Here is an 8,559-nt window from a genome sequence, read left to right on the forward strand (position 1 = left end):
AAAAGGTTATGTTTGATAGATATTCTCGTCAAATACTTTTCAAACCAATAGGAGAAAATGGTCAGCAAAATATCGTATTGAAACATGTGTTAATTATTGGCTGTGGTGCACTAGGCTCTGGCAATGCAGAAAACCTAGTACGTGCAGGGATAGGAAAACTAACCCTGATTGATCGTGATTATGTTGAGTTAAGTAATTTACAAAGACAACAATTATATACAGAGAAAAATGTACATGACCAAATTCCAAAGGCACTTGCAGCAAAAACCCGCTTACAAGAAATCAATTCAGAAGTTGAAATTGAGTCTTTTGTCTTAGATGCTACTTCTAATACTCTATATCCAATTATAAAGGATATAGACTTGGTTATTGATGCAACAGATAATTTTGAGACAAGATTTATGTTAAATGATTTAATGCAAAAGCAAGGTATACCATGGATTTTCGGTTCTTGTGTAGGGAGTACTGGAATGAGTTATACGATCTTTCCAGGTAAAACTCCGTGTTTACAATGTTTGCTGGGTACTATACCGGTATCAGGTGCAACTTGTGACTCTGTAGGAATCATCTCACCAGCCGTACAGATGGTTGTTGCACATCAAACTACGGAAGCTTTAAAAATACTAGTAGAAGATACAAAAGCACTTCGTACTAAATTGATAACCTTTGATCTATGGAATAATCATTACCATCTAATAAATGTTAATCGAGCCAAGAAAACAGATTGTCCAACATGCGGGAAAACCCCGAGTTACCCAAATTTAAACGATGAATCTAGTACTAAAACAGAAGTCCTTTGTGGAAGGAATACCGTACAAATCCGAACATCTAAAAAACTAAATTTAGATATATTGGCAAGTCGTCTACAAAAAATTGCCCCAGTAAAACATAATGACTTTTTATTATCAATAGAATATGAATCCTATCGTCTCGTATTCTTCCGTGATGGTCGAACGTTAGTTCATGGTACAGATTCCGTGGAAAAGGCGAAAACAATCTATAATCAATTGGCAGGATGAGGGGATGTTATGGTAGACAGACAAAAACTAACTTAAGCTATTGAAGCCAATTTGAAAAGTAATTCGAGGATCCCTACCACTTGTGATGCTGTTTCATGTTGAAAGTAGTAAAATAATAAATAATTCAAGGGAAAAATCACATGCAATTAAAGCGGAAACTCTATAAAGGGGATACTATTTCTTTCACGAATATATGATTATGAGAAATGAATGGAAGCTTCAGTCATCTTATTAGAAGATAAAGAAGGAACGACAATGGAGGACTTTATGGCATCCTGCTAAAAAGCTTAGAAGGAGTCGAAAGAAACATGGCTGAGTCATTATATGAAATTGTAGAAGAACCGATTCAAGTAGAATCACTTATAAAAAAAGTAGAAAGAAGAGAATCTGGTGCTATTACGACCTTTATTGGTACGGTAAGAGAATGGACTAAAGGGAAAAGAACAATTTATCTACAATACCAAGCGTATATTCCCATGGCTGTGAAAATGCTTGCTAAGATCGGTGATGAAATAGGGGATAAGTGGCCAGATACAATGGTGGCCATTACTCACCGAATCGGACATTTGGACATTTCAGATATTGCCGTGGTTATTGCAGTTTCCTCCCCACATCGTAAAGCAGCCTATGAAGCAAATGAGTATGCAATAGAACGAATTAAACAGATTGTACCTATTTGGAAAAGGGAACATTGGGAACATGGAGAAACATGGATTGGTAATCAATTAGAAACGATTTCCTATCCGAATGGAAAACCAAATGTAGAGGATGTGAAAAATGATTAAGGTCTTGTTGTTTGCACATTTACAAGAAAAACTAGGGAAAGATCAACTGGATATAGAGACAAATCAAATTAAAATTAGCGAGTTAAAACATAAATTGAAAGACCAATATTATTTAAATGAATTAGACGGGGTTATGACTGCAATTAATGAGGAGTATGCTACGGACGAGGATGTCGTAAAATCCGGTGATACAGTAGCATTTATTCCTCCTGTCAGTGGTGGTTGATATTCATCAGATTTATTCAATTTATTGGCTTTAAAATAGTGAAAAAAGAGGAAAGGGCCTTGCTTTATTAGAACAAGTAGATAATGTAAAAGCAGTACTAATCTCTTTTCTTGAAAAAAAGATAATATTTCTTATTCTGCACCGTTTGGAAATAGTGTATTCTTTAAATGGATTTTGTAATCAAATGAAAACTCTGCTAAGGAATTTTACTGATATCGTAGTTGATAAAAAACAGACATAACATGTTAGATTGATTTAGGATCATTATATTAGTTGGAAAATAGCTCAGGAGGACCGTTAATTGATAGTATAACGGGAAACAATATTTTAATTACTTGGACAGCAGCTATTATCGCTACTATGTTAATAGTTTTTTGTAAAATCCAACAGTTACTGGTAATTTTACTTTGAACCAATCAGACATCTACTGGCAGTCGATCTCTAAGCTATTCCAGAGAGCAACTGCTCAGAAAGGAATATTGCACGTCAAATGATGTAATATTTCTTCGCCTATTAGACATGTTCTCTTTTTATTCGATGGAATGTCCTTGGAAAAGGCTCTCAAGGACATTCCATCAAAAAATATATGAAGTTAAGTCTCAGCACGCTATTATGTAATTTTAGGTTACGGCAGCGCCCCTATTAAAAAGGCTTTAAAATCATTAATGCAATAATAATAATAAAAATAATATTTTCAACATGTTCTACATGGAATAATTTCTTGGATAATTGATAGTATTCTTTGGGGATTTTCTCTCCAGTATACGCACTTAATAATTTCTTAATGGGAACAGATCTCGGTTTTAAAAGATACGGTCCAAATGCTAGTGCAATTAAAAATAGGATAAGACTAGTAATATACCATCCTTGTGTAAACCAATAATTATGAAGGAAACCCATCCCTATTCCCGTAAGAAGAAGTAGACTCCCTCCTATCATTGTTAAGATATGTAATAAATTTCGAATCTTAAAAGCATGCCGTAATTCTGTCATATTACTAGGCTTGGAATGAGTAACAACAAACGTCATAACCAAACCTGGTCCCATACCAATAATGGCAGAAAATATATGAATGAATAAGAGAAATTTATATAATGTCATTCACTGTACCTCCTATCTCCTATTTATTTTACACGATTATTGCATCGATAATGGTGATACTTATCACATATAAGCTAAAATATTAAAATCATAGTGTTATTTATAATTGCTACAGTGATTGTAGTCGTCGGATCATTAATTATTGATGAGTATATTTTTCGATATATATAAAATGTAAAAATTATTAATCATTAGGTGTGAAAATTATAGAATATTAGCAAGTATCTTATGGTAAAATGTAGAAAAAGGGGGATTTATAATGAAAAAAATCATTGCATTATTAACATTATTTATTACCGTTGTAATTATATCAGCTTGCGGTGACGAGGGAGAAAGTGCTGAAAAATTAACAACTGATGATGTTATTAAAGCATTTCAAGATGCAGGTTTAGAAGCTGAGGAGCCTAAAGAAATGACTAAAGATGATTGTGGAATGGCTCCAATGAAAGCTGATGAAGGTGTTAGATTCTTCATTCCTTCTTTAGGTGAAGATTCTGGAGGAAGAATTTTAACGTATAGTGATCAGGCTGATTTAGAAGAAATGAAAGAGTATTATGATTCAATGGGTGAAGAAAGTGCGATGTTATTTTCTTGGACAATGAAAAAGGACAATGTATTGGTACAAATTAATGGTGACCTAGAAGAAGATAAATACAATGAATACAAAGAAGCGTTAAACTCTATTGGTAAGTAAAAATGGCATATGCTCTTAGCTTGTAGAGAAACCCCTGTGTTTTCTACAAGCTTTTTTGTGGGCGGACGAACGCTGAATCCCCCTTGTGAAAACCAAACTGTGGGGCCTCGGATCGCCCGTTTTTGCAGAAGGGATGTTTTTCTGGAACAAGCTCTTTCATCGTGACCATTTTTATTTTAACTGGGCGCTCTTTTTTGGATGAAACATCGGTTGACAGCCTGCAGGAAAGACCCTTTTTGTACCAGCCGAAAAATGAAATCGCTTAATGAGGTTTGATATGTATGTCCTTAACAAACAAAATTACAAAGTATCCATAATCATAGCAGTTTAAAGTTGCTAAACATCTAATTTAAGTAATGCAGGTTTCGGGTCTTTCTAAAACTTTGTATTTTGTTTAAAATAGAAGGGATATGTAAAAGTATAACGAATATATAATTTAAGCAATTCGAATTTAAAAATATAAAAGGAAGTATGCTATGGTTAATTGGGAAGAGAGAAGGCAATTGGTGAAGATTGCCAATCTTTATTATGAAGACAACTGGACACAGGAACAAATTGCTAAGAAACTTACTGTTTCTCGGCCAATCATCTCTAAATCTCTTCAAAAAGCAAAAGATTTAGGAATTGTTGAATTTTATATTAATGATGAAACAGTACAGACAGTTAGTCTTGAAAAAAGACTAGAGTCTGAATACAACTTGAAAGATGCTTTGGTTATTCCATCTGTTGATAAAAAGCCCGAATTGACTTTACATTCGGTTGGTCGATCAGCAGCATATTATTTATCAAAGAATATGAAAGACATTCAAAGTCTTGGAATTTCGTGGGGTCAAACATTAACGTCCCTTGTGAAGGAATATCCATATGAATTAAGAGAAAACATGAAAGTCGTTCCTCTTGAAGGTGGTATGGGAAGAAAAAAGGTAGAAATCCATGCTAATCAATTGGCATATGAATTAGCTAAAAAGATGGGAGGAGAATGTTCCTTTTTATATGCTCCAGCAATTGTTGAATCAGAAGAATTAATGAATCGATTACGAAGCATGGAGGATATAAGTGAAGTAATCGAGGAAGGAAGAAATGTTGATATGGCGGTAATCAGTATAGGGAATCCATATGAACACTCTACCTTGAAAAGTGTCGGTTATCTCGAGGAAGAAGACGTTAAAGAACTTAAGAAATTAGGGGTAGTAGGTGATATGGGATTTAGGTTTTTTGACCAGGATGGAAAGCCTGTTCATCTGCCACGAGATAAAAGAGTAGTAGGTCTATCATTAGACGATTTAAAACAAATTAAACAAGTAGTAGCGGTTGTTGCTGGAAACTATAAAGCTGATAGTTTGTTAGGTATGTTAAAAGGTAATTATATTGATGTACTGATTACTGATGATGAAACAGCAAAAACAATCTTACAAAAATCTGGGTAACAACTCCCTTTACAGAAGAGGGAGGGTTTTAGACTAAAAACCTTGCTATTACTGGGGGTGTAAAGGGTGGTTAAAAAACCTCCCCCAGTGAACCTTAAATACTTATCATAGAACTGAATACTGTTGCTGCTTTTTTGTCTGCTTGATCATCAGAATGACCATAAGTTTTATAAACTTCTTCAGGAGTATTTCCCAATCGCTTAGCTACTGTTATGACTGATGTTTTTTGATTGAGCAATATCGTTGCATGTGTATGCCTTAGACCATGTGGGGTAATACGTTTACGTTTCACCTTTGCTTTTTTGATCATTCTATTTAAAGCGTTATTAAAAGCCATATGACGCCCAGCAGATATAAATAAGTCGCCTCTATAAATCCCTTTTGCGCCCATCCATCAAATTGCGGAAATCCTGTTTCATTGTTAGCGATGATGGTCAAAAAGCTATATGGACAGTTAATGCAAAGTGGAAAAGGGTTGCAGCAATCGGCAAATCGTTAGGATTTGAATGGGGCGGGGATTGGTCTAGCTTTAAGGATTATCCTCATTTACAAATGACTGGTGGTCTTACTTTATCACAACTACAAGCCGGTAAACGTCCAAACTTACAAGTAAAGTAGACGATACAATTACAGCACCAGATCAAAAAGTAGATTCCGAAACAGAAACAAACTGGATAAAGGTTATTGGTGATTGGAAAGGACAGACACTTAGAAATGGTCAATATGGTAAGCCTGTTAAACAATTACAAACGATGCTAGCTAAAAACAACGGTATTGATGAATATTATGGAGACGAGACAGAAGATGCAGTAGAACGTTATCAATCTTATTATGGGTTGAAACGAGATGGATTGGCTGGTAAAGAGGTTTATGGATCCTTAAAAGGGAATAAATCAAATAGTAAGTCTAAACCTAGCCAAGCTAAAGGTACCGTTCATTTGCCTGCATCTGCAAAAACGTGGAGAACGTACAAGCTTAATGTTAAACCGATCAAAAAAAATAGTGATTGGAGTCTTACCCCTGCTAGGTATGGTGGGTTAACTTATAAAATACTAGATAAACCATATCCAGATGTAGTAACTATTAAGACAGGAAGAGGTAAGCGTAATATTTATGTTGGTTCTGGTACTAGTGCTGTGGTTAAGTAAGTCTAGTGATAGTTAGTAGCAAGTATGCGAGAGTGGGCTATATATAAAGTTATGCTGCCAATGTCTGAAATGGACTATTGGCAGCATTTTTTAGATTATTAAACTTTTATACGATTACATCAGAAAGGTTTGCGGTGATAATTAATTTTCCATCATGAATACTTATAGGAATCTCAGTAACTGTTAAATTTCTTTTGTAAGGACCTTCACCAATTGGTTGTTCTTGCGGAATTGAATATATATGTTGCTCTTTAAATGTTTTTGTAATACTCTTCTTTGCCAACCTTTTGATAAATTCACTATCAATTATTTTATTAACAATCCAGTTGTCAAAAGGAATTGGTAAAGACAAAATTTTGGTTAAATTTCCTAGCACATCTAATATTATGTCATCAACCCTTCCTGGAATAATTCTTTTAATTTCTTCCCCAATTTTATCTTCAATTATCTTTCCTAAATCTTCAGGTACACCAAAAGAATGTATTTTAAATTTATCTTCAATCAATTCTAAATTAATGTTATGCTTACCATCATTTAAATTACTACTAATTCCTACAGCTAAAGAGATATCTGGTCTTATGAATTCTTCTATCCCCATAGTTAAACGAATATCAGGATTATCGCCAAATATTGACACATCAGGAAGGAAAGGTAAGTCAATTGAGCGATGCGGTAAATCAACAGATATAACAATTTCTAACTTTTCAAAAACTAACTTTAAGTGTTCAATTGCTATATTACTAGGCGACTCTAAGGTCACGCTATTGGGGGGAGAAAGTCTCGCCTTAACGTTGGCTAATATTTTAATACCATGTTCTTCAAAAATTGGTATATCTGATTCCTCATGCACAAAATTTTTACTAATAATGGTTATAAAGTTTCCAAGTGATTGTTGAGTTAAACCTATTTCTGCATAGTTCACTTTTAAATCTCCTTTTTATAAGATATCAATTATATTATGTTGTGAAAAATTAATAATATAACCACCAAAAATCACTAACAGAAAACACGTATACACGTTCGTGTTTTGTGATATAATAAGAACAAACGTTCTAAAGGTGGTCTTATCATGAAAGGGTTACTTAATCGTTCTGCGGAGAATAAGCAAAAAATCATTATCTTTTATATAGATAGCAATAACAATGTAACGGAGCGTTATATTCGTGTGCTTGAAGTAAATGATAAGAGTATTTTGGCTTATTGTTACTACCGTAAAAAAGTGAGAACATTTAAGTTAGAAAATATCCTTTCAGCAGGACCAGTACGGAAGAGAGCTATGTAAAAAAAGCCCCTCATAAGAATGAGAGGCTTCATGTAACATGACACCTTAAGGGTATTAAATGACATTATATAGACTAATGGAGATGTTTGCTATCATAATATGTAGCGATTTAGTTTTTATCAACTTATTACTTTTGTTGTATGCACCTTAATTTGATGTACTTCCGACAATCACTTAATTAGCTTAACACTGGCAAACCATTAGTACATTACCGTCCGGGTCACTAATATTGAACCAGTGCCCATCTTCAATCTCGGTCAGTATCTCAATCCCATTTGATTTGACGTATTCATAGGCAACCTTAATATCTGTGGTGTCAAAGTGAAATCTCGGCATTTCATCAGGTTTATACTTTTCAAAAATTTTACTATCAAGTACAAGATTAACGTTTTCTAAAGAAACCACATAGATATGTCCATGTGCAATTTCCCCATCTGCCATAATGCCTAACAAATTGCAATACCAATCTCTTGCTTTTTTAACATCACTTACTGGGATGAAAATAGTGCTAATTCTTTTTCCAATGGGTTTGTCCATAACTTCTCATCTCTCCTTTTTTATATCCATTAAAATATTTCGTGAAAACCCATAAAAATTCCTTCTCAAACGTTTTTTTAATTATCTCAGGAGCAATCTTCAATTATCTGACACTTTTCTTGAATAAACATCATTTAAAAGTTAAAAGTGTATGTACATAAAAATCAACTAGTAAATAATTTTCATTAGAAATATTATTAATATGTGCATAGATTAGAAAAACTGAGCAAAATTCGCTCAGTCCTTATCACTACATGCTCAGATTTACGCTTCCTCTAGTAGCTATTATGGAATAATAGCTACTGCTTGACCACCACTCCGGCTGCCCACTTCCCTTTCC

12 protein-coding genes are annotated in these 8,559 nt (G+C 34.0%); 8 read left to right on the top strand and 4 right to left on the bottom strand.

Annotated features, from left to right (window positions below; all coding sequences use genetic code 11):
• Positions 1-8 precede the first annotated feature (8 nt).
• The 3 genes from RVS70_RS16410 (at position 9) to moaD (ending at position 2,030) form a co-directional block, all read left to right on the top strand.
• Entirely contained in the window at positions 9-1,019 is a 1,011-nt protein-coding gene (locus tag RVS70_RS16410; RefSeq protein ID WP_166530701.1) for a MoeB/ThiF family adenylyltransferase, read from the top strand.
• Between the two features lie 308 nt (positions 1,020-1,327).
• A complete protein-coding gene (locus RVS70_RS16415; RefSeq protein ID WP_026682749.1) occupies positions 1,328-1,804 on the top strand; it encodes a molybdenum cofactor biosynthesis protein MoaE in 477 nt (158 codons plus the stop codon).
• Positions 1,797-2,030, top strand: a complete 234-nt coding sequence (gene moaD, locus RVS70_RS16420) for a molybdopterin converting factor subunit 1 (protein ID WP_026682750.1) — start codon at positions 1,797-1,799, stop codon at positions 2,028-2,030. The genes RVS70_RS16415 and moaD overlap by 8 nt, the downstream gene beginning before the upstream one ends.
• A 642-nt stretch (positions 2,031-2,672) precedes the next feature.
• Here moaD and RVS70_RS16425 read toward each other — a convergent pair.
• A complete protein-coding gene (locus RVS70_RS16425) occupies positions 2,673-3,131 on the bottom strand; it encodes a DUF2269 family protein (RefSeq protein WP_026682751.1) in 459 nt (152 codons plus the stop codon).
• A 259-nt stretch (positions 3,132-3,390) separates the two neighbouring features.
• Here RVS70_RS16425 and RVS70_RS16430 point away from each other — a divergent pair, with 259 nt between their 5' ends.
• Together RVS70_RS16430 and RVS70_RS16435 are read left to right on the top strand one after the other, a co-directional pair.
• Positions 3,391-3,825: a hypothetical protein gene (locus RVS70_RS16430; RefSeq protein WP_321134071.1), complete on the top strand. Its 435-nt coding sequence runs from the start codon at positions 3,391-3,393 to the stop codon at positions 3,823-3,825.
• Positions 3,826-4,301: 476 nt separating this feature from the next.
• Positions 4,302-5,252 carry a sugar-binding transcriptional regulator gene (locus RVS70_RS16435; protein ID WP_121605165.1) on the top strand — a complete coding sequence of 317 codons (951 nt, stop codon included), beginning with the start codon at positions 4,302-4,304 and terminating at the stop codon, positions 5,250-5,252.
• A gap of 94 nt (positions 5,253-5,346) precedes the next feature.
• Here RVS70_RS16435 and RVS70_RS16440 read toward each other — a convergent pair whose 3' ends face one another.
• A complete protein-coding gene (locus tag RVS70_RS16440) occupies positions 5,347-5,589 on the bottom strand; it encodes a tyrosine-type recombinase/integrase (protein ID WP_321134074.1) in 243 nt (80 codons plus the stop codon).
• A gap of 62 nt (positions 5,590-5,651) precedes the next feature.
• Between RVS70_RS16440 and RVS70_RS16445 the strand changes: the two genes are divergently transcribed.
• Complete coding sequence (locus RVS70_RS16445; protein ID WP_026682754.1) at positions 5,652-5,870, top strand: M15 family metallopeptidase; 219 nt, start codon at positions 5,652-5,654, stop codon at positions 5,868-5,870.
• 65 nt (positions 5,871-5,935) lie between these two features.
• Positions 5,936-6,400, top strand: coding sequence for a peptidoglycan-binding domain-containing protein (locus tag RVS70_RS16450; RefSeq protein ID WP_321134077.1), 465 nt, complete (start codon positions 5,936-5,938; stop codon positions 6,398-6,400).
• 106 nt (positions 6,401-6,506) lie between these two features.
• Here the strand turns inward: RVS70_RS16450 and RVS70_RS16455 are convergent, their stop codons facing one another.
• Positions 6,507-7,322 (bottom strand): hypothetical protein, encoded by an 816-nt coding sequence (locus tag RVS70_RS16455; protein WP_121605162.1) that lies wholly within the window; start codon positions 7,320-7,322, stop codon positions 6,507-6,509.
• A 147-nt stretch (positions 7,323-7,469) separates the two neighbouring features.
• On the opposite strand from RVS70_RS16455, the gene RVS70_RS16460 reads away from it, so the two are divergent.
• A complete protein-coding gene (locus RVS70_RS16460) occupies positions 7,470-7,682 on the top strand; it encodes a hypothetical protein (RefSeq protein WP_026682756.1) in 213 nt (70 codons plus the stop codon).
• A gap of 183 nt (positions 7,683-7,865) precedes the next feature.
• Here the strand turns inward: RVS70_RS16460 and RVS70_RS16465 are convergent, their stop codons facing one another.
• A complete protein-coding gene (locus RVS70_RS16465) occupies positions 7,866-8,219 on the bottom strand; it encodes a VOC family protein (RefSeq protein WP_026682757.1) in 354 nt (117 codons plus the stop codon).
• Positions 8,220-8,559: the final 340 nt, after the last annotated feature.

Origin of the sequence: Virgibacillus sp. M23 (genome assembly GCF_034190895.1) — a bacterium.
GTDB lineage: Bacteria > Bacillota > Bacilli > Bacillales > Amphibacillaceae > Virgibacillus > Virgibacillus salarius.

Coding starts and splice junctions, on each gene's coding strand:
- RVS70_RS16410 (WP_166530701.1), top strand. CDS start 9: ATGTTTGATAGATATTCTCGTCAAATACTTTTCAAACCAATAGGAGAA.
- RVS70_RS16415 (WP_026682749.1), top strand. CDS start 1,328: ATGGCTGAGTCATTATATGAAATTGTAGAAGAACCGATTCAAGTAGAA.
- moaD (WP_026682750.1), top strand. CDS start 1,797: ATGATTAAGGTCTTGTTGTTTGCACATTTACAAGAAAAACTAGGGAAA.
- RVS70_RS16425 (WP_026682751.1), bottom strand. CDS start 3,131: ATGACATTATATAAATTTCTCTTATTCATTCATATATTTTCTGCCATT.
- RVS70_RS16430 (WP_321134071.1), top strand. CDS start 3,391: ATGAAAAAAATCATTGCATTATTAACATTATTTATTACCGTTGTAATT.
- RVS70_RS16435 (WP_121605165.1), top strand. CDS start 4,302: ATGGTTAATTGGGAAGAGAGAAGGCAATTGGTGAAGATTGCCAATCTT.
- RVS70_RS16440 (WP_321134074.1), bottom strand. CDS start 5,589: ATGGCTTTTAATAACGCTTTAAATAGAATGATCAAAAAAGCAAAGGTG.
- RVS70_RS16460 (WP_026682756.1), top strand. CDS start 7,470: ATGAAAGGGTTACTTAATCGTTCTGCGGAGAATAAGCAAAAAATCATT.
- RVS70_RS16465 (WP_026682757.1), bottom strand. CDS start 8,219: ATGGACAAACCCATTGGAAAAAGAATTAGCACTATTTTCATCCCAGTA.